This is a genomic window from Gimesia benthica (assembly GCF_009720525.1).
In the GTDB taxonomy this organism is placed as follows: domain Bacteria; phylum Planctomycetota; class Planctomycetia; order Planctomycetales; family Planctomycetaceae; genus Gimesia; species Gimesia benthica.
In genome coordinates this window covers 6,002,156-6,021,676 of sequence record NZ_CP043930.1, presented here as the reverse complement: position 1 = coordinate 6,021,676, position 19,521 = coordinate 6,002,156, and the positions used below count along the sequence as shown (strand labels likewise).

Below are 19,521 nucleotides of genomic sequence, written 5' to 3'. Positions count from 1 at the left end.
AACGTCTGGAAACCAGAGTTCACGTAACCCTCATTCCAGTTGGGTTTCCTGTTCTGACTGTGCCCCCACCAGTTGTTCCAGTTCCGTAATCCGCAGGTCTTGAGCTTCCAGTTTATTCTTCAGCCTACTGATTTCGCCCAGTGCGCCGCAGGCAATACAGAAACCCATAAATCCTAAAAAGCTGGAAGGTGAGCTAAGAAATCCCATGTATTTCTCTTTCCAATGATTATTCACAAAGTGAATCGAAAGCCGATTCCCGTCGCGCCAGTTTCTATACGCATTGCTTTTACAGAAACAGACCAATGCCGATCACGATGATGGCGAGGACAAACGCAGTGGCAATTGTTACTCCGAGCGGAGAGCGGAAAAAGGAATTTACGCCAACCGCTGCCGAGTGTGCTGTCTGAAATTCGAGCCGGTAATTATCAATCTCGACCGGCTGTCTGCTGAAGGGCACTTCAACCAGGGTGTCCGAAACAAGCTGATCCTGATCGAGCAATCGTATGCCCACAATTTCATGTACTGCGACAGGCGAACTCAGATTCCAGACGAGACCATCCGTCGCTGATTGATTCGGTCTGGCTCCCAGTTTGTGATTGAACAGATCCTGTGTGACAATCTGTACTTCGTAGTCGGGCAGTGCTTCCTTCTGTTTCAAGAGGGGGATTCCGTGATCGCGGGGTTCTTTATCCGCATCCAGCGCAGTTACTTTAACCTGGGTCAGTCCTTCGCTCTGCCATGCCGCCAGTGCCACGCAGGCCAGTACGCTGAATAACACCACGCCACTACAGACCAGACTGGTAATGGCCCAGGGAGAACGGGAACGTGGTTCGAGTGTCGGATCTGTCATGATGTAAGCCAGGAAACAGAACAGGTAAAACTGATACTTTATTCAGTATAATTCTACTGACTGAACTGAAAGGAGTACAGATCACACTCCTGCAGAATCCAACAGAGGCGGACCGGTTTCCCGGCCAGCGTCGACAGATCAGCGTCGCTCTTCCAGCGCATCTGACCTTCAATTTCGTCTCCGATCAGGGGGATGCAATCGTCCCTGGTAAAACCGGGTATCGGAGTTCCGTCCGGTTGCTGCAGTTCGACCCGCAGACTGCCCGCGGCACTGGTACTGAAGTTAACCCGCAGACGATCCCCGGCAAAGACCAGCGGTCGAGTCAGCAGTTCTCCGGCAGCATAGCCTGCATTCACGGAGACAAAACCGTCGGTGCGGAGTATGTAACGATCGCCGCTGCGATGGTAGATCGACATTTCGGTCGGGCTGGTCGGCACCACATTCAGGGCTACATAGTTCGCCCGGTTCTCCCACTGTTCTGGTTCCAGTCCCGGTCGAATGAAGGCGTGCTTGAACAGGCGATCGTAGTGTAAGGAACCGGCGCGCGTGGTCATCAACAGGATGTCGGTGGCGTTCTGATCCTTGAGGTCATAATCCGGTGCAGATCCGCGTCCCGGAATGAAGCGGGTCGGCAGGGAGATATAAATCTGTGGTGCCCGGAAGTAAGGATGCGTCTGATTCGTGTAAAGGTGTTCGCCCGGCAGATTGGGATCCATGGCGACCGGATCAGTCCAGTGGCGAAAATCAGGAGACGTCGTACGACTGATGCTGCGCAGCCGTTCGGGATCAGTCCACGTTCGAAAATAACACACATACTGCTGCTCGGCTTCCGACCAGAAGGAGACATTCGCCGAATCAAAGGCGTGCCGCCACTGGGGCTGATACGGGATGACTTCGGTTTGCTTCGTCCAGTGAATGCCATCGGGGGAAACGAAAGCGAACAAGCCACGCCCCGGTTCTGCTAAACCCCGTTTATCTCCCGGACCGGGGTAGCCGGCAAGTGCTTTGTAGCGTTCCTGCGGAGCGACGCCCGGGCGGGTATCCAGAAAAGGAGTGAAGTTGGTCAGGAAGGGAGGCTGCTGCGCCAGGATCACATTGTTCTTGCGTGTTCCCCCGACTTCGTGCAGCCCCAGTTCCGGGAACTTCCATTCATGTCCGTCCCGGCTCTCAGCGTAATGCACGGTTTCCCCGGCATGACCGGTGTGCTTTTCTCCCTGATAATCCGGATCGGAGCCGCGCCAGTAGGCCTGATAACGGTTTCCGTTTTTGATGACGGTCATCATATGCCGCACCGGTAATGGCGAGCGGGGCCGGGGGGCTTTGACAGGCGCGTGCAGCTTGAGTTCCACGCCCTGCAGCTTGTCGATCAAGAGGCGATCGACAAACAGCTCCCGGCGCGAACCGATGTCAACGGGTTGAGCAAATGCCGACAGTGGCAGCAGCATCAGCAGAGACCAGATCAATCCTCTCAAAAGTTGCTGCTTCACAGGACATTATCCCTTCGATAAATGAGACGCGTTTGAAACGGCTTTCATTCAGGCCATGGGAAAGAATGAGACTCCCAGCAGGACGACAATGAATCCGACCACGCCCATCAGGGCCGTCATGGGAGTAATGAATTTCAGAGTTTCCCCCTCGGTCATGCCACTCATTTTGCCGATGACCCAGAAACCGCTGTCGTTCATCCAGGAAAGGGGCTTGGAACCGCAGCCAATCGCGAGGGCAAGATAAACCGGATGAAAACCGAGCGTTGCAGATTCCGCAATCCCGCCCAGAATTCCCACGGTGGTAATCATGGCCACGGTCGATGATCCCTGGGCAGTGCGGATGGCCGTCGTGATCAGAAAAGCCAGTGTGACCAGCATCAGGGGAGAGACATCGGGCAGTGATTCAATCAGAAAGCTGACGCCTGTCTGCTGCAGGACACCCCCGAAGGCTCCGCCGGCAGCGGTGATCAGAATAATCACGCCCCCGGTGGAAAGGGAGGCCTGAATCGATTCGGAAAGTTCGCCCAGCGAAGATTTTTTCTGTCGCACCAGCGTCGCCAGGGCGATCACGGCAGCGATACCAAGTGCGATGTTTTTATTTCCCAGCGTCATGATCAGATCCTGAACCTCGGGAGAGACCTGGTCGCTGATGGACTTGAATTTCAGCAGTGTGGAGCCGGCAATCATAATCACCGGCAGCAGAATGGGTGCCAGCGACAGCCAGAGTGAGGGGAGATCTTCGAGCTGGCTGTTGGAAAGTCTTTCGAGATCGGCCTGCGTGACGTCGGCGGAATCGCGAAAGGGGAGTTCACAGTGTTTGTTGATCAGGGTGGCATAAGCCAGACCGAAGATGGCCGCGATACTGCCGACAATCATGCCGCCCATAATCATGGTGGCGATGTCGACCCCCAGCTGCTCCGCTACGAACAGCGGTCCGGGAGTGGGGGGTACCAGGGAGTGTGCCATCGTGCCTCCGGTCACAATCGCCAGCACGTAGAGCAGGTAGTTTTTCCCGGTGCGGAATCGCATGGCTTTGCCAAGGGGAATCAACAGGTAGAACACGGTATCGAAGAAGACGGGAATCGCCAGCAGAAACCCGCTGGCCATGAAAGCGACAGGGGCCAGCTTCTCACCCACAAAATTAATGGCTGAGCGGACGATTCGCTCGGCGGCGCCGCTCTCCAGCAGGCACATGCCGATGATGGCCGCCAGAGCGATCAGGATGCCGATCTTGGCACACGTTGAACCGAAACCCGCGGCCACCCGTTCGCCGACTGACTGCTGCCCCGCTTTGATGGCCGCCTGGTAGTTGGCGGGGGTGATGGCAAAATCGTCGAGGCGAATCTCGCGGCTGGCGCTGTCATCCCGAACTTTGAGGTCAGCGATGATCATCCGCTGGCTGTCTTTAGTAAACTCGGAGGTCACCCGGGCCACTTCGGTCTCGGCAATGGGGATCAGCGGAAACCCGGGCTGCTCGCCCCCCATAATCATCAATAGCATGCCGGGCTGCAGCATCCCGGCCTTTTCGATCTCGATGACAATCTTCTGATTGTCGGGAGTGACTTCGAGGATTTTAAACTTGTTTTTCCGGAGGGCTGTCTCCTCGATCTGCTGAGCGGGCGTCAAGACACCTACACAAATGGCTCCTGCCAGCAATGCGAGGAAGGCATGCAGACGAAAAAACAGGACGCCACCGACGACGATGGTCACCCCGGCTAAAATAATCACGATCACCCAAGCGCTTAGTTCCATGATTCAACCAGTTCGAATTGTAGACGCACCGTGTGTATTTCATGAAATTCATCATTTTTTCGACACATCCTGATCTGAATCGGGTTAAATAGACGTCAGCCATTCAGTGATGTCTGACTGACTCCCGAATGAAATTCGGGGCCATTCTCTCCGTCTCAGTTCAGGTGAAAGGTCATGATGAGTTTTTCCATCAAACGCACGGCACAACTTGTGAGTTTTCTCCTACTTACATTGTCGGTCCCATTATGCCACTCTTCGACTTTCGCAGCAACAAAGAAGCAGGAGCGGGTCTCCGAATCGGAGCTGGCTGCCAAGGTTGACGCGCTGATCGAAGGGGAGCTGAAGAAATCAGGAATCACCCCGGCCCCCCTGGCCAGTGATGAGGATTTCCTCCGTCGGGTTACTTTTGACCTGGCCGGCAGAATGCCCACGACTTCCGAAGTGCTGCTGTTCGGACTGGACTCAACTCCCGACAAACGCCGGGCCGTGATTGAGGAACTGCTCAAGTCGGATGATTACGGGGTGAACTGGGCCCGCTACTGGCGGGATGTGATTTACCTCCGCGCCACCGACATGCGGGCTCGGCTGAACGAAGCTCAGTTTGTCGACTGGATGACCACACAGTTGAATGAGAACAAGAGCTGGCAGGAGATCACGACCGATCTGCTGACTGCCTCTGGTGACGTACGGGAAAACGGCAGCACGGCGTTGATCTTCGCACATGAAGGGGATCCGGCTGAGCTCGCTGCAGAAACCTCGCGTATCTTTCTGGGAATCCAGATTCAGTGTGCCAACTGTCACGATCATCCGACCGACAAATGGAAGCGGAAAGACTTCCACGAGCTGGCGGCCTTCTTCCCCCGCGTGCGCGTGCGTCCCGTACGTGATTCGACTCCACGTACGTTCGAAGTGGTATCGATGAATCAGGGGGACCAGTTTGCCCGCCGGATTCAAATGCTGAAAAATCCCGAGTTCCTGTTCCGCTCTTACGACCGCAATCGCGATGGCAAGCTGACCCAGCAGGAAGTGCAGCGGACCATGATGGGACGGGGCTTTGAACAACTGGTCTCCCGTGCTGACACAGACGGCGACAAAGCGCTGACCGCGGAAGAACTGAAGAGTATGCCTCTGCCGGAAAACACGCAGCGGTTCATGAGCGAATATTACATGCCCGATCTGAACGATCCGACGTCGATGGGTCAGGTGATCCAGCCGGTCCTGTTCGTAGGCACCAAAGCCCCCGAGGGCCTGGATGACCTGGAACGTCGCGAAGTGCTCTCGAAGTTTTTAACCTCGCAGGCGAACCCCTGGTTCTCGCGGGCCATCGTGAACCGGATGTGGTCGGAAATGCTGGGCGAAGGCTTTTACATGCCCATCGATGATATTGGTCCCGAGCGGAGTGCCGTCTATCCTGAAGTACTTGATGCCCTCGCCCAGGGCTTTACCGCCAGCGGCTATGATCTGAAGTGGCTTTGTCGGACGATTACCAATACCCGGGCTTACCAGCGGAAGATGCAGAAGCGGTCTGAAGGACAGCTGCAGACGCCCTTCGCGGCTCAGCTTCCGACTCGTCTGCGAGGCGATCAGATTTTCACAGCCATCACGCAGGTGTTCGGCGTGGATGATCTGCAGGCCGATCGCAGTGCCGGCAACCGACGCTACCAGCGTAGCCGTTCGGCCCGGGGACAGTTCAGCAGCCTGTTTACATTCGATCCATCCACTTCACAGGATGAGATCACCGGCGATGTTCCACAGGCACTGTTCATGATGAATTCCGAAGCCCTCAACGGCATGCTGGGAGCGAATCGATCGACGAAACTCGCCCAGATCGCCCGCGACTACCCCGAGAATAAAGCGGCAATCCAGGAACTGTATCTGCTCACACTCTCACGAGAGCCGAGTGAAAAAGAACTGGAGATCTGCGAGGACTACTTCCAGCAGGCCGAAAGGCGTGAGACTGCCCTCGAAGACCTGATGTGGAGTCTGCTCAACTCGAGTGAGTTTATCACCAAGCGTTGACCCAGAGTGACTGCCGTTTCGCTTCAACCTTAAAAAACAATCTCTCCATCCGAGGAGTTTTAAATGAATCTTTATCACCAACAGCATGTTCAGGCCGGCCGTCACGGATTTTCCCGACGGAGCTTCTTACGAAACGTTTCCCTGGGTGCCATGGCTGCAGGCACGCTCAGTTTTCACGATCTGATGAGCGTCTCCGCGGAAGAGCTCCGCAAACAGGGACGCTCGATGATCCTGCTCTGGATGTCCGGCGGACCCAGCCAGTTTGAAACTTTCGATCCCAAACCGGGAACTTCCAGTGCCGGTGATAAGGCACCGATCCAGACCGCTGTCTCAGGCATTGAGATTTCCGAAGAGTGGAAAGAGACCGCGAAGGTCATGCAGGAGATCGCCCTGATTCGCTCGATGACCAACAAAGAAGGGAATCACCAGCGTGCGACCTACCAGATGCACACCGGCTACATTCCTTCCGGTAGTGTCAAACACCCCAGCCTCGGTTCCAATATTGTGCGTGAGATTGGCAACCGGGAACTGGAGATTCCGTCGATTGTTTCGGTTGGTGCGACCAACGGGGCCGGGTTCCTGGGCGTCGATTATGAACCGTTCAACGTCAGCAATCCGGGGAGCATTCCCAACAACGTGGCTGCCACTGTTCCTGATCAGCGGTATCAGAAACGGTTGGGCCTGCTGGGACGCCTGGATACGGAATTCGCCAGTCGGGGTGGTGAAGTGGTCGTCAAAAACCACAGTAAGATTTATAACAAAGCCTCAGCCATGGTTCTGAGCCCGCAGACCAGAGTCTTCGACCTGAGCGAGGAACCGGATACCCTGCGTCGCCAGTACGGCGAGAACAACTTCGGTAAAGGCTGTCTGCTGGCCCGTCGGCTGGTCGAAGCGGGATCGACATTCATCGAAGTCCGCTCCAACGGCTGGGACAATCACTTCGACATTTCCGAGTCGATCACACAGCGTTCACAGGAAGTCGACGCCGGCATGGCGACCCTGATTTCAGATCTGAAACAGCGGGGCATGCTGGATCGCACACTGGTCGTCTGGATGGGTGAATTCGGGCGTACCCCGAAAATCAATGCCCGGAACGGACGCGATCATTATCCGCGTGTCTTCTCAGCCGCCCTGGCGGGCGGGGGCGTCAAAGGGGGACAGGTCATCGGATCTTCCACCAAAGACGGCTCTGCGGTTCAGGATCGTCCGGTCACCGTGACGGACCTGTTCTGTTCGATCTGCCAGTCTCTGAATGTGAATCCGAAGAAGGAAAACATGAGTCCGCTGGGACGTCCGATGAAAATCGTCGACGGCGGCGAAGTGGTTCAGGAACTGTTTTCCTGAACCACGGCCTGAATCCCTCTGGTGCCTGACCGCTGAAGTTCAGTCTCAGGCGCCGGAAGCGGCTGCTTCGCTGAGTGCCTTCGCCTGTGCGGCGGACGTATCCAGAGAGAGTGTGATCGTGACCGACCAGCGTCCTTCATCGTCGGCAACAAACTCCCAGTGAGGGATGACGACTGAACTCTGATGGACGAGTTCGTAGCCCCCTTCAGACTGGCTGATCGTTTCGATGGGGAAGGTCCAGATGCTGGCGGGCGACGATAAATCGAGGGCCGCATCCAGTCCGAGCCATTCGTCAACCAGACCGATACGATCGAGCTTCTCCAGGTCCAGCTTTGATTCCAGCTGCCCAAGCTGCTTACCCATGTGGTTGTAGTAGTAACGGTCACTGGCGCCCGCAGCCATGCCGGCGAAGTTGAATTCGACGCCGAAATGCAGAGGTACTTCAGTGGGCAGGTTCGACAGTTCATACTGGACGACCAGCGTTCCGGCAGCAGACTTGCTTAAGGAGACGGTCTTGGTAACTTCGACTTCATACGGTCCCACGTGCCCTTTACGGCTCATGCGGACATCGCATTCGTCATCCGTGCGGCGTACCGAACTCAGGTAGACGCCTTCGACGAAGTCACCCAGCTCTCCGCCGCCGTTGATCACGGTATCGAGATCTACGCCGGGCTGATAGAAGTGATCCATCAGCGACTTACGAGGCGTATTGTCGTACTGCAGTTTCTGTTCGAGCCCCGGCTGTTTGAAGCGGACGGCGTTATGGATCTTGCCGATATCCTCTCCGTTCTGGGCACCTTGAGCCTGTTCCTGAGCCGCTTTGCGGATGATATCGTGGTAAGGCTCGGGACGCCGACAGAGCGTGGCCAGCAGGTTGTGTTTGGCGCCGCGGATATCCAGTTCATACAGATGACCGCCATGCGCGGGTGAGAGGAAACTCACCAGGCGATGGCTGGCCAGGCGGATTTCTTTGCGGGCATCCAGGTTGAAGTCAGCCACTTCGACTTCCAGCCAGTTGTTGTCGCGGTGATTGATCTTTTCCAGCAGCGAGTCTGCTGAGATCAGATGCTTAAAGATCGCATTTCTCAGGTGAGGCAGATACAGACCGCCGAACGCGCCATGCCAGTAAGGGCAGTTACACTGAGCGCGGTAAAGTTCGGTCCGGGCTTCGTGCAGGATCGGCAGGTCCTCTGCGTCGACTCCGGTGGCTTCCAGGCTCTGCAGACGACTGCTGACCAGCAGCATCCGCGAATACATTTCGTTGAGCTCTGAATACTTCACACGGAAGTTGCGCCAGAAGCCTCCCCGCAGGTACGGTTTGAGACGCTCGAATTCTTCGTCTTCTGAGAATTTGTCTTTGAGGTGCGACAGTTCGAGTTGCCGCTCGGAAGAGAGCGCCCACTCGTTCATTTCCCGATAGCTGGCATCCGGCAGGTAACAACTGCCCATGGGGGAAACGGTGTCGACCGATTCGCCCAGCGTGGTCACTTTGAGCCAGTCACTGTTCTGACGCAACAGATCGAGGAAACGTCGCAGCCAGCCATCCCGGTAGACGTGATCGTAGGTCCCGGGCCAGGCGCCGAATTTTTCCCCGTCGTCACCAAAGACGACCACCGAATGCGGATGATGGTCGGCGATCTGTTTCAGGTAGTGAATCGTCTCGACCGGATCGGTAAAGGGAATCTGGTAGCGGAGGGTTTCGTTGTCGGGGAAAATTTTCAGCAGCCGACCTTCGTCTTCCGACAGGTAATAACCGTGCATTTTTTCCGCCCGCACACCGGCGGCACTGAAGTGCGAATCGTCGAGCAGCGTAAATTCCATACCCGCGTCGACCAGGTCAGATACAAAGGCCTGTTCCCAGACGCGCTCCGGAACCCACATGCCGCGAATCGGTGTCCCGAAGAGCTTCTTGAGGTATTCGGTGTAGGCTTTGATCTGGCCGATACGGTCAGACTTGGGAATCCCGGCCAGAATGGGCTCGTAAAAGGGACCACCCAGAATTTCCACCTGCCCGGATTCTGCCAGACCGCGGACGCGATCGATGTATTCCGGATGGGCTTCCACCATCCATTCCATCAGGCTGCCTGAGGTATGCAGTGAAAAGGGGATATCCGGGTATTCTGACAAGACATCGAGAAATGGCTGATAGCTGTTTTGATAGGATTCTTCAAAAACGCCTTCAAAATTCCCGACTGGCTGATGGTTGTGAATGACTAATACGAGCCGAAGTCGACAGCCCATGGGCCGCATCCTTTCATCTGTGTGGTACACAGAACTATCGATAACGCAGTGAATTAGAACGAATGAGTGATGACACTCGCGGGTCTGATCCTCCCCGCGTTCAGCGCCAATCCTGCAGGGTCTGGACGAATCTGACTTATAGTAAAGCCAATCTTTTACTAATGATAGAGGACTTTTTCCGAGAATAAAATCCAGGAGTCCTTAAAATCAGCACTCCTGGAGCTGAAATACTGTCGGATGGAGGGTAATTGTTAAAGCAGGTAAGTTTTCACCAGACAGAACGATGGTTTTAAGCCAGAAACTGACGTTGGCTTCTCTATTTTACCTGAGGCCCAAAAGAGCGTAACAGTGCCCCTCTCTTCGTTTTGAAGCTTTAAGACTGCTCTTGCGCCAGTTCCCGCTGGAGCAGCTTCCGCGCCTGTTCGGGAAAGACCGGATTAACGTACATCTGGGAGGCGAGTTCGAAACCCGCCAGATGGGCCAGCCGGGGATAGATGCGCAGCGTCCAGGTGTACCCGGCGTCGTCTCCCGTCGGAAACGGGGGCGTCTGAATGACAAAGTTCAGATCGTGGCTGCCCAGAATCGTCTCCAGTGCCTTGAGCAGACGTCGGGTGATTGCAGCCAGGTCGTTGAGTTCCTCATCACGGGAGTGGTCATAGTGCGTACCGCGGGAACGGGGAATCAGCCAGGTTTCAAAAGCGAACCGACTGGCGTAGGGGCAAATCAGATCGAAGTGTTCGGTCACCAGAACCGGGTCGAAAGCCAACTGCTCGAACAGCGAGGTCCCCTGCTCTGCCTGATACTGTTGTGCGGTCTCAATCTCTCTCTGCAGCGCCTCGGGAATCACGTGACTGACCATCAGCTGAGAATGGGCGTGGCCGAGTGAAGCGCCTCCCAGAACTCCCTGATTTTTGAAGATGATCGCATACTGCAACCGGGGGTTCTGCCGATGCACGCGCAACCGGGCGCGATAGGCGTGGAACATGTTCTGGAAGCTGGCGAGGTCCAGTCGGGAAATGTGCGTTTCATAATGTGGACATTCCACAATGACTTCGTGCACACCGAACGAATCGTGTTCGGAACCGGGTGTCGAGACGGGTGTGAGAGCAGGATATTTGTTATCCACCACCCGCAGACTCCAGCCGGGCCCGTTGGGTTTGGATCCGGGTGCGCGGACAGCGAAGAGTTCAGGCTCGGTCTCATCTTCCTTCCCCTCAGCAAAGGGATCGGAGGCGATCTGCTCAGCACTCTGGTCCTCGTCGCCCTGACTGCTCTTGATGGCGATGGGACGTTTGGCCCGTTCCGGCGCAAAGATGGTCGTCAACCCGGTCAGCGGATCGGTACGAATTTCAGACATAGCAGACAGTGATTCGAATGGGGACAGAGAGATCGATTTGCAGGATTGCTGGATTCAGTTTAAGACGAGGCGGAAACTGATTCAGTACTATTCGCACGAAAACTGAGCGCCTGCTGATAGACTGAGAGGTAGTTCTGAGCGCTATGCTTCCAGGACCAGTCCCGGGTCATGCCGTTCTGCATCAGCTGCTGCCAGGTAGGTTTGTCGTTATACATGTCGATGGCACGCCGCATCTGTCGATACAGTACGGTCGCATCAAAGTGCCAGAAGGAAAAGCCGTTCGCGGTTCCGTTTTCGAGGTTGGTGTCAGAGGCATCAACGACGGAATCTGCCAGACCGCCGACTTCATGCACGATGGGGACTGTGCCATAAATCAGGCTATACATCTGGTTCAGACCACAGGGTTCAAACTGACTGGGCATCAGGAAGATATCCAGGCCGGCTTCGATCTGGTGGGCCAGGATTTCGTCAAAGCCGATGAGCGTGGAAACCTTATCGGGAAACCGTCGTGCCAGTTCGCTGAAGGAGGTCTCGTGATAAGGGTCTCCCGTTCCCAGGATGACCAGTTGCACGTCTGTGGCCAGCAGGTTTTCGGCGGCATCCAGAATCAGAGAGAAACCTTTCTGATCGGTCATGCGGGAGATTGCCCCCAGGAGTGGAACGTCGGGTTTCTGGGGGAGTCCCATCCGTTCCTGCAGTGCTGCTTTACAGCGAGGCTTGCCGTCCGCGACCGTCTGTGCGGAATAATTCGCGGCAATGTGCGGATCGATCTCGGGATTCCAGTCGGTCGTATCGACGCCGTTGAGTATGCCCACCAGCCGATCCGCGTGGGAATCGAGAACGCCGTGCAGACCGTAGCCGAACTGCTCGGTCCGGATTTCCTTCGCATAAGTGGGGCTGACCGTTGTTACCATATCAGAGAAGACGATGCCCGTTTTGAGCAGGTTCAACTGCCCGAAGAATTCCATCTGGTGGCGGTTGAAGTATTTCCAGTCGATTCCGGTGAGCAGCATATCCCAGTGCCAGTACTGCCCCTGGAAAGCCATATTGTGAATCGTGTAGACGGCGGCGGTCTTTTCGAAGCCGGGCTGGTCTTCATACTCAATGTTGAGCAGCGCCGGGATCAGACCTGTCTGCCAGTCGTTGGCATGGATAATGTCCGGTGAGAGGTTCAGTTTTTTCGTGAACTCCATCACGGCGCGGCTGAAGAAAATGAAGCGTTCGCAGTTATCCTGATAATCCCGGCCGCCCTCGTGGTAGAGTTCGGGGCGATCAAAATAGCGGGCCTGTTCGACAAGGTAAACCGTGGCGCTGGAACCGGGGAATCCGGTTTTGCGGAGACGGGCTTCGACTTCCTTGCTGCCGACGGAGATCATTACTTTTTCCGGACAGAGTTCGAACTCATCCAGATTGAGCCCCCGTTTCGCGATTGACTGCGGGTAGCAGGGTAAAAACAGGCTCACCTCGTGCCCGGCGTCCGCCAGTGCCTTAGACAGCGCGGAGGCAACATCAGCCAGTCCACCCGTTTTGGCAAAAGGAATCGCTTCAGAACTCGCTACGACGATTTTCATAAAATCCCAATCTATCTGGATTACATATCCGTTGGTGTGTCTACAATATTCTATACGTCATTATCGGCTGTGAGTATTGGTTCTGTAAACTCAAGCCGGTGTGTTGCGGCTGGAATCGGCGGGTTGTTCGCACGAATGTCTCACTACCGCTGATGAATTTCAGCAGACTATATCAGACCCGTTCTGGTTTTACCTGTTTGTTCAGTAAAATTAAACCGGAACTGGAGCAAAATACCGCATGTGTAATTGCGGATCAATTTCAGATTCATGATAGTATATGATCTGAACCTATTCTGAACCACAGGCCATCCCCCACGGGAGTGCCCCGGTTTCAGCACGACACTTTGTTGACAGTGTGGACTCACCATCGTTGCAGTCGATCCGCGGTCTGTCTCATCCAGTCATAATTTCTGATATGAATGATCATTCAGTCCTGAAGAATCAGCCCGAAACGACAGACCAGCCACCGGCTCCGTCTGCCGAGAGCAGAGCTGCTGCGCCGCCGCATCTGGCACCGCCCCCCAAGATTCATCACGATGCCTTTACCTGGGAACTGCCTGCCGAAGAGATTACGCTGCGAATCCGCTGGTTTGGATTGTGTGTCGGGTATGTGCTGGTCAACTTTGTGGGCAACGATGCTACGATTCAGGTCCCTCAGCTGAACTGGATTCTGACCCTGGGGGCGATTTATGCCCTCGCGGATACCTGGTTCAGCTTTCGAGGCAAAGTCTTTCTGGGCGAATGGCCGCTGACCATTTCCGTGATGGAGGCGCTGTTTATCGGTCTGCTCTGTCATTACGACACCGGGCTGAACAGTCCGTTCCGCTTTTATTACCTGCTGTCGCTGATTGTCTGTTCGATTCGGCATTCACCGCTGATTGCTTATGTGACGCTGGCACTGCATCTGTTGAGCTACACGACGCTGCTGTTCCCCCTGCAGAATGCACCACCGGACTGGCTGACCCAGATACTGTTAATGGTCGTGTGGATGGGCTGGGTTGCCTGGGCCAGTATTGCGTTTTCCAGTCTGGTGAAACGCACGAGTCTGGAACTCTCGGTCGCCAACGAACAACTCAAACAGAACCAGGAACTGCTGGAAGACCGAATTGCCCGGCGGACCAGCGATCTGCAGGAATCACAGGCGTTGTTGATTCAGCAGGAGAAACATGCTGCCTTCGGTCTGCTGGCCGCGGGGATTGCGCACGAGGTCGGGAATCCGCTGGCGGGCATCAGTTCGCTCGTCCAGCTGCTGAACCGGCACAATAATGACGAGTATACGAACAAGCGACTGGACGAAGTCGACGCGCAGCTGCGGCGGATCCAGCGTATTTTACGCGAGCTGATCGATTTCAGCCGCCCGGCGACTACAGAGCGGAACCGCTGCTACATCAATGAGGTGATCACCGAATCACTGAATATCGCCAAGTATTATAAGCGGAAAAAGGGTAAGAAGATCATCACGCGATTCGCAGAGAACCTGCCCCCCGTGCAACTCGTGCGTGATCAGCTGGTGCAGGTGTTTCTGAACCTGATTCTGAATGCGATGGACGCCACCGAAGAGGGACAGTCGATTGAAATCACGACTGAAGCACGAGACGGACAGATCCTGATCTCCGTGCACGACAATGGTGAAGGCATCAAGGAAGTGGATAAGGAAAAACTGTTCCGCCCTTACTTCACGACCAAGTCCAAGGGAACGGGGCTGGGGCTGTTTGTCTGTCGCAATATTCTGGAACATTCCAATACAGGCACGATCCGAATTGACGATACCGTAAGTGAAGGGGCGAAATTCGTTGTCGCCCTGTACTGTGAAGAAGTAAAAGATCTGGGCGAAATTCCTCCGGGACCGGCCCAGGAAATGAAATTTGTAACTACCTGATGATAGAAAACAGGACGAACTCCGACGTGCAACTCAACCGCTCGATACTGATTGTCGAAGATGAAGAAGTCATCCGCAGCTCACTGGCCGAATTTCTGACCAGTGAAGGTTACGAAACCATGCAGGCTTCGACCGTGGCCAAGGCACTGGAGTTGGCCCGGGATCGGGATTTCAATGTCGCAATCTGCGATGTGCAGCTTCCGGACGGGGATGGTATTGAACTGCTCCGCCGGTTGCAGAATATCAAGCCGAGTATTTTCGTACTGATCATCACGGCGTACGCGACCGTCGAAAATACAATCTCTGCGTTCAAGGCGGGAGCGTTTGACTACCTGGTAAAACCGGTGATCTTTGACGACCTGTCTCACAAGCTCAACCGGCTGTTTGAATATCAGAAAATTTTCTACGAGAATCAGATTCTCCGACGAGAGCTGGCCCGCAGCCCCGGTATCGAGGAGATTGTCGGCAGCAGTAAGGCCCTGCAGAAACTGCAGAGTACAATCCGCAAGATCGCGGCTACGAACTCCAATGTGCTGCTCTCAGGGGAATCGGGGACCGGGAAAGAACTGTTTGCCCGCTCGATTCACTCGAACGGGCCCAATCGCGAACAACGCTTCCTGGCCGTGAACTGTGGAATGCGGCCCATTGAGCTCCTGGAATCGCAGCTGTTTGGATCCGCGGCCAGTTCGCTGCAGTACCCCCAGGCGGAGCAGACCGGCGTCTTCAAGAACGCCGATGGCGGTACAGTCTACCTGGATGAGATCTCACAGCTCCCGCTGGGAACCCAGGGTAAACTGCTGCGTGCCATTGAATACGGCGAGATCCTGCCGCTGGGAAGTGCAGAGCCTGTGAAGGTCGATGTACGACTCATCGCTTCCACGACACGCGACCTGGCAGAGATGGTCAAGACCGGCGAATTCGAGCAGGATCTGTTCTATCGGCTGGACGGGATGAAAATTCACATCCCTGCGCTGCGTGAGCGGGTGGACGATATCCCCGAGCTGGTTGAATATTTTATCGCCAAGCATTCGCGCAAGATGGGCAAGCGGGTTACAGGGGCGACCAGTGAAACGATTCGGGCGTTGATGTCAGCCGAGTGGAAAGGAAACGTCCGCCAGCTGGACAATGCCATCGAACGGGCGGTGATGATGTGCGACGACACATTGATCTGCCTGAACGATCTGCCGCCCGAACTGCATCAGAACGAGCCCCCACTACCAGACGTCGATGACCTGCGACTGGCGTTGCGTCATTACGAGCGGATGCACATCACCCGCGTGCTGAAGGACAGTGCCGACAAACGGGAGGCTGCCAAACGGCTCAAGCTGGGACTGTCGAGTCTGTATCGTAAGATTGAAGAACTCGATATTGAACTCGAATAATCAAGCGTTAATCAGCTTGTGACTTCGGTCTTTGCTGGATTCGCAGCCGGCTTTGATGTCTGCGTTGCCGGCTTCTCGAAGTAGGCCTGATAGCCTTCACTGTCGATGTAATCATAGCCGACCAGCGAGTTGGTAATCACATTGTTGGCGATCAAACCGGTGATCTTAATACCATTCGTCTGGATGATCTGCTGTACCTTGCGGATCACGCCGCGTCGGTTCTTGTCGATGCGAACGACAAGCAGGACCCCATCAACCGTTGAAGCGATCACGGAGGGATCGCTGACCACCACCAGGGGCGGTGTGTCAATCAGGATGTAATCATATTCATTCCGCAGCTGATTGATCATTTCAGCAAACCGGCGCGACATCAGCATTTCCGAAGGATTCTCCGGCAGCATACCTGCTGTCAGAATCGACAGATTGCTGATACGGGTTTCGCGAATCGAAGTCTGGGCATCAATTTCCTGGGCCAGAACATCTCCCAGACCGACGGCGTTATTGATTCCGAACAGTTTGTGCACGGTTGGCCGCCGCAAGTCGGCGTCGATGATCAGCGCTTTCCGGCCTGTCTGAGCAATCGCCAGGGCCAGGTTGGAAACAGTCGTTGTCTTGCCGTCTCCCGGTTCGGCACTGGTGATCTGCAGGACTCTGGCACCAGTGCGGTCGGTTTTCAACAATAACGAGGTGCGTAGCGATCGATAGGCTTCGGCTTCCCGGGACGCGGGTCGATAGTAATACCAGAGTGCCGAGTCGAACTGGCTGTCATCCATGTGAGCCGGTTCTTCTGTGAACTGGGGAACTTCTCCCAGCATCGGCAGGTGCAACTGGTTACGAATTTCATCGACCGATTTCATGGTCGTGTCCCGCATTTCGCGGAAGTAGGAGAACGCGAGGACCAGTCCCAGACCGGCAGCGCCACCTGCCATCAGGAATTTCAGCTGTCGCTTGATGACCAGCTCGTCTTTAACGGGCGACAGCTGCGTCATGGTGTAACCGCTGTTCCCTTGGGCCACTTTTTCGAGCAGCAGCTGTTTGAAAATGCTTTCCCGCTGCGTTTTGAGTTGGGCGATTTCTTCGTTGTACGCCTGATCCACGACCTGGTAGTTACCGACCTTCTTGGCCAGGTCCGTTTCCTGGTCAAAGAGCCGGGCCAGTGCCGTTTCGCGGTTTTCCAGTTCTTTCAGCTGCTGTTCCATCGACTTCAGATAGATGTTTACGAAGTCGACATCCTTCACCTTAGAAACCTGGAAATCTCCCGACTCCAGATTATCGGCAGAGATTTCGATTCCCTGTCGACGATAGAGGTTGATGATCGTGTCGATGCTGCGATTGACGGCATCCAGGTCCGGATGATTCTTTTTGTAATCCCGTTCGAGGCGATTCTTCTGAATCAGCAGCGGCATGAGATGCGTTTCGAGTGCGAGGCGTGCCCGTTCCACCTGCGTGTTACCCGGTGTGATTGCCTGATTTTCGACGCCACCGGTGGTTGCTCCCGACTGTCCGCGGGCCTGGCCCATCAGAAACTGTTGCGCCAGCAGTTCCAGAGTCTCTTTGGATTCTCCACTGGCGATGGCTGACTTGAGCGTATTGATTTTCGATTTCAGCTCGGTCAGTTTGAGCAGGTTCTGCCGCCGTTCGTTATCGATTGTTTTTACGCGTTCCTGATGCATGTTCGTACTACCAGCGACAGCGGCTTCCGAACCGGGGGTGTTTTCCCAATACAGGGGGGCATCTTTGCGGAACTCTTTGTATTCTTTTTTCTTCTGTTCCAAATCAGACAAAATCGACTCATTGGCCTTATTTAACTGGTCAATAATTTCGCCCGTATTCTGATCACGTACCTCATCCAGATAATGCTGATAAGCATCTACGATGGCCTGCATAATGACTTTGGCATCGTGGGAATTTTTATTTTCGTAGGTCAGATTCAGGATATTCAGATAAGTCCGGTCGGTCCCAGACAGACGCTTGACCTTAAGAGAATCGATGATTTCCTGGGCAGGATCTTTTTCCCCCTCAAGCGAAGGCAGTTCCGTGAGTTTGCCAGCCTTGACTGCCTGGCCGACAATCCGGGGACTTTTGATGACGTCAATGTGAGCCGTCAGTTCCCCGAATGTCTGAACCTCTCCCTCTTTGATGGGAACCGGGTTTTTCTGTGAAACCTGGATCTTGGTATTCGCAGAAAAGACGGGGCCCAGTTTCATGTAGGCAGCCTGTCCCAGTAATAAACCGGCCAGCAGTCCCCCGACGATCAGGTATTTATTTCTGAAGAGCAGCCGGACGATATCCACTCCCGGAGCGGAAGTATTCGTGATTGAATCTTCCATTCCATCGAAGTCCAGATCGGAATGAGGTTCGAGAGGCTGAAATTCAGTATTCACAACAGGGGTCCTGATTTAGTGAGGCGCAATCTTCCTGCGATTTTGCTTCTTGGAAATGACTGAGTCGATTTCTGATGCCGGGACGATTAACAACCGCCCAGGCATTTACTGGATTCTGCACCAACGTACTCAGCATACCATTCGATGGTCCGCCGCAGTCCTTCCTGAATATCTACGACAGGTTCGTAGCCCAGGTCCCGCTCAGCAGCGGAAATATCGGCCCACGAATGTTTGACATCGCCGGTACGAGGCGGCTGGAAATCGAGATCGAACGGTTTGTCCAACTGTTCGCAGATGAACTTCAAGAGATCGATCAGGTTCAGCGAACTGCCACAGGCAACGTTGTAAACATTACCTGAAACGACGGCAGCGTCTGCCTGAGAGGCCAGAATGTTCGCCTGCACCACGTTATCAACGAAGGTGAAATCACGAGACTGTAAACCATCGCCGAAGATTACGGGGCGTTTGCCTTCCAGTAAAGCGGAAGCAAATAACGGAATCACAGCCGAGTAAGGGCTGTTGGGATCCTGACGGGGTCCAAAGACGTTGAAATACCGAATTCGTACGGTTTCCAGTGAGTAAGAATTGGCAAAAGCCTGGCAGTAAAGTTCGCCGGCCAGCTTGGCGGCGGCATAAGGTGACAGCACTTCGGGTGTCTGACCTTCATGCTTGGGCATCTGTTTCTGGTTGCCGTATGCACTGCTGGAACCGGCGTAAACGACGCGCTGTACGCCCGAGCGACGGGCAGCATCAAGCACGTGAATGGTTCCGGTGACACAGGCTTCGTGTGTATCAAGTGGGTGATCGACACTGCGTGGAACGGAAGCCAGGGCGGCCTGATGGAAGATGATATCGACATCTTTGGCAGCGGCTTCAACGGCGGACAGGTCACGGAGATCTCCCTCAACGAATTCGACCTGCTCTTTAATGTGCTCCAGGTTCTTCAAAGCACCCGTGCTGAGATTGTCAAAGACACGGACCCGATGTCCGTCATTGATCAACCGAGTCGCCAGATGAGATCCAATGAAGCCTGCACCGCCGGTTACTAAGTAATTTGTCACGTTTCTGTTCCTGCAAAGATCAAATTTCGTCGGGCCAGAACAATACAGCCAGCAGACGCCCAAGTCTGTCTCTACGAATGGCCCCTAAGTTGTACTTTCAATGTAGCATCCGTTTGCCGGGTATCTGGCATGGAATTCAGACGTTTCCTCTTAATCATTATCGAACATCCTTCGCTCGATATCCTGATCCCTAT

Annotated in this window: 13 protein-coding genes; 4 read left to right on the top strand and 9 right to left on the bottom strand. The window is 54.8% G+C overall.

Annotation, left to right across the window (positions count from 1 at the left end; all coding sequences use genetic code 11):
- Positions 1-30 precede the first annotated feature (30 nt).
- The 4 genes from F1728_RS23325 to F1728_RS23310 form a co-directional block, all read right to left on the bottom strand.
- Positions 31-207: a hypothetical protein gene (locus F1728_RS23325; protein WP_155366083.1), complete on the bottom strand. Its 177-nt coding sequence runs from the start codon at positions 205-207 to the stop codon at positions 31-33.
- A gap of 79 nt (positions 208-286) precedes the next feature.
- Positions 287-850 (bottom strand): hypothetical protein, encoded by a 564-nt coding sequence (locus tag F1728_RS23320; protein ID WP_155366082.1) that lies wholly within the window; start codon positions 848-850, stop codon positions 287-289.
- Between the two features lie 53 nt (positions 851-903).
- A complete protein-coding gene (locus F1728_RS23315; protein ID WP_155366081.1) occupies positions 904-2,337 on the bottom strand; it encodes a glycoside hydrolase family protein in 1,434 nt (477 codons plus the stop codon).
- Between the two features lie 48 nt (positions 2,338-2,385).
- Positions 2,386-4,089 (bottom strand): GntP family permease, encoded by a 1,704-nt coding sequence (locus F1728_RS23310; protein WP_155366080.1) that lies wholly within the window; start codon positions 4,087-4,089, stop codon positions 2,386-2,388.
- A gap of 174 nt (positions 4,090-4,263) precedes the next feature.
- Here F1728_RS23310 and F1728_RS23305 point away from each other — a divergent pair, with 174 nt between their 5' ends.
- Complete coding sequence (locus F1728_RS23305) at positions 4,264-6,108, top strand: DUF1549 domain-containing protein (protein ID WP_155366079.1); 1,845 nt, start codon at positions 4,264-4,266, stop codon at positions 6,106-6,108.
- 63 nt (positions 6,109-6,171) lie between these two features.
- A complete protein-coding gene (locus tag F1728_RS23300) occupies positions 6,172-7,452 on the top strand; it encodes a DUF1501 domain-containing protein (protein ID WP_155366078.1) in 1,281 nt (426 codons plus the stop codon).
- A gap of 45 nt (positions 7,453-7,497) precedes the next feature.
- Here the strand turns inward: F1728_RS23300 and F1728_RS23295 are convergent, their stop codons facing one another.
- The 3 genes from F1728_RS23295 to glgA all read right to left on the bottom strand — a co-directional run bounded on the left by F1728_RS23295 (position 7,498) and on the right by glgA (position 12,621).
- Positions 7,498-9,693 carry an alpha-amylase/4-alpha-glucanotransferase domain-containing protein gene (locus tag F1728_RS23295; protein ID WP_155366077.1) on the bottom strand — a complete coding sequence of 732 codons (2,196 nt, stop codon included), beginning with the start codon at positions 9,691-9,693 and terminating at the stop codon, positions 7,498-7,500.
- 373 nt (positions 9,694-10,066) lie between these two features.
- Positions 10,067-11,050 (bottom strand): galactose-1-phosphate uridylyltransferase, encoded by a 984-nt coding sequence (locus F1728_RS23290; protein WP_155366076.1) that lies wholly within the window; start codon positions 11,048-11,050, stop codon positions 10,067-10,069.
- A 59-nt stretch (positions 11,051-11,109) separates the two neighbouring features.
- Positions 11,110-12,621, bottom strand: coding sequence for a glycogen synthase GlgA (glgA, locus tag F1728_RS23285; protein WP_155366075.1), 1,512 nt, complete (start codon positions 12,619-12,621; stop codon positions 11,110-11,112).
- 415 nt (positions 12,622-13,036) lie between these two features.
- On the opposite strand from glgA, the gene F1728_RS23280 reads away from it, so the two are divergent.
- The gene (locus tag F1728_RS23280) at positions 13,037-14,500 is read left to right on the top strand and encodes a sensor histidine kinase (protein ID WP_155366074.1); all 1,464 of its coding nucleotides are present in this window, start codon (positions 13,037-13,039) and stop codon (positions 14,498-14,500) included.
- A gap of 26 nt (positions 14,501-14,526) precedes the next feature.
- Positions 14,527-15,882 carry a sigma-54-dependent transcriptional regulator gene (locus tag F1728_RS23275; protein ID WP_228030310.1) on the top strand — a complete coding sequence of 452 codons (1,356 nt, stop codon included), beginning with the start codon at positions 14,527-14,529 and terminating at the stop codon, positions 15,880-15,882.
- A gap of 11 nt (positions 15,883-15,893) precedes the next feature.
- Here F1728_RS23275 and F1728_RS23270 read toward each other — a convergent pair whose 3' ends face one another.
- Both F1728_RS23270 and F1728_RS23265 read right to left on the bottom strand, forming a co-directional pair.
- Entirely contained in the window at positions 15,894-18,266 is a 2,373-nt protein-coding gene (locus tag F1728_RS23270; protein ID WP_155366073.1) for a polysaccharide biosynthesis tyrosine autokinase, read from the bottom strand.
- 86 nt (positions 18,267-18,352) lie between these two features.
- Complete coding sequence (locus tag F1728_RS23265) at positions 18,353-19,327, bottom strand: SDR family oxidoreductase (RefSeq protein WP_155366072.1); 975 nt, start codon at positions 19,325-19,327, stop codon at positions 18,353-18,355.
- Positions 19,328-19,521: the final 194 nt, after the last annotated feature.

Coding starts and splice junctions, on each gene's coding strand:
- F1728_RS23305 (WP_155366079.1), top strand. CDS start 4,264: ATGATGAGTTTTTCCATCAAACGCACGGCACAACTTGTGAGTTTTCTC.
- glgA (WP_155366075.1), bottom strand. CDS start 12,621: ATGAAAATCGTCGTAGCGAGTTCTGAAGCGATTCCTTTTGCCAAAACG.
- F1728_RS23295 (WP_155366077.1), bottom strand. CDS start 9,693: ATGGGCTGTCGACTTCGGCTCGTATTAGTCATTCACAACCATCAGCCA.
- F1728_RS23300 (WP_155366078.1), top strand. CDS start 6,172: ATGAATCTTTATCACCAACAGCATGTTCAGGCCGGCCGTCACGGATTT.
- F1728_RS23310 (WP_155366080.1), bottom strand. CDS start 4,089: ATGGAACTAAGCGCTTGGGTGATCGTGATTATTTTAGCCGGGGTGACC.
- F1728_RS23320 (WP_155366082.1), bottom strand. CDS start 850: ATGACAGATCCGACACTCGAACCACGTTCCCGTTCTCCCTGGGCCATT.
- F1728_RS23325 (WP_155366083.1), bottom strand. CDS start 207: ATGGGATTTCTTAGCTCACCTTCCAGCTTTTTAGGATTTATGGGTTTC.
- F1728_RS23290 (WP_155366076.1), bottom strand. CDS start 11,050: ATGTCTGAAATTCGTACCGATCCGCTGACCGGGTTGACGACCATCTTT.
- F1728_RS23280 (WP_155366074.1), top strand. CDS start 13,037: ATGAATGATCATTCAGTCCTGAAGAATCAGCCCGAAACGACAGACCAG.